The following is a 1457-nucleotide window of genomic DNA, read 5'->3' as shown; positions in this document are numbered from 1 at the left end:
TAGGCGGCGTTGGGTTCGGGTCCGCCGGGGTGGTGGTCGTCTGGTGGGCGGAGGAGTCGTTCGGGGGTGTGGTAGGTGTTGATGCGGGTTTGGCCGGTGTCCAGCTGTGGTGGGGGATCCATTCGACTTCGTGGCGGTCGTTGAGGCGGGTGCTCCAGCCGCCGGGTTCGACCATCCGGTTATCCGGCCCGCAGGCCAGCCCGAGGTCATCGACGTTGGTTTGGCCGTCATCGGCCCAGTCGGCGGCGGCGTGGTGAACTTGGCAGCCGTAGGCCGGCACCGTGCAGCCCGGTTTGGTGCAACCCCCATCGCGGGCGATGAGCATGATCCGCTGGGCCACCGAGGCGCTGCGGCGGGACCGAAACAGATCCAACGCTGAGCCGCTGGCCCGGTCGAACACCGCCAACCACGGGTGCGCGCGCGCAGCCATCCGGATCAACGTGGCCAGCGGCAGCACGGTGCCCCCGGCGGTGACACCGACCCCGGCGCGGTGTTCCAAGTCCTGCACGGTGGTGCGGATGATGATCGAGGTCGCCACCCCGTTGTGCTGACCCAGCGCCCCGCTTTCCAACACACTGCGCCCGATCGCGACCAGCGCGTCGTGTTGGCGCTGGGCCAGGCTGCGGTGATCACCCTCGATCTGGGCCTGACTGGGGGTACCCGACACACAGGGCTGGGCATCGTCGGGGTTGCCCATCCCCGGGGCGGCCAGCTTGGCCCAGATGGCCTCCCAGATCGCCCGCCCCTCCGGTGAGAGGGTGCCGGTGATCTTCGAGTTGCCGTCGGGGTGTTGGGGGCCCATCCGTATCTCACGGCGCGCCGCCCGTTGGGTGTCGTCGGGTTCGGGGCCGTCCTGATCGAGCAGAAAAATCAGCCGGTCGGCGGTGTCTTTCAACTCCTTCGGCCCCGCCCCGAGCGCGGCACGCACCAGATCGGCCTCAACCTGATGGCGAGTCGCGGCATCCACCCCGGCCGGAATCGACTCCATCGCCGTGCGCAACACCCGCACGTGCTCGGCGGTGATCGCCCCATGGGTTTGGGCCGCGGCGGTGTAGGCCAACACCGGCTCCAACGGCTCCCCCGACACCGCGCGCCGCGGCGCCAACACCGCCGCCTCAGCCAACCGCCGGCCCGCCTCCTTGCTCGACAGCCGCCACCGGATCGCCAACACCTGCCGCCACGATTTGGCGCCCAACTGCGTCGGGGTGGCCTGGGTCTGCAACCGAGCCAGCAAGCCGTGCCGGTGTGCGGGCAACTGGCAGGACAGGGTTTCGACTTCGTCGAGCACCGCCAACAACTGCGGGCGGGTCAACACCTCCACCGGCAGGCCGGCCAGCGCGGTGTGCGCGGCGCGCAGCGCCGCCACCGCCTCATCGACCACATCCCCACCCATGACTCGAACATATGTTCGACCTTTAAGGAAACTCGAGTGCCGAACCGAAGAAAACTCTAAGAAA

The 1457-nt window shown here is 69.0% G+C and carries 1 pseudogene; it reads right to left on the bottom strand.

Going from position 1 to position 1457, the window contains the following annotated elements:
• Positions 1-1393 (bottom strand): annotated as a pseudogene (locus A5724_RS17805) (HNH endonuclease signature motif containing protein); the annotation flags it as partial.
• Between the last annotated feature and the right edge of the window lie 64 nt (positions 1394-1457).

The organism is Mycobacterium sp. ACS1612 (assembly GCF_001667505.1).
Classification (GTDB): Bacteria; Actinomycetota; Actinomycetes; order Mycobacteriales; family Mycobacteriaceae; genus Mycobacterium.
The sequence above is the reverse complement of the archived record's forward strand: the minus strand, read 5'-3'. Positions and strand labels throughout refer to the sequence as shown.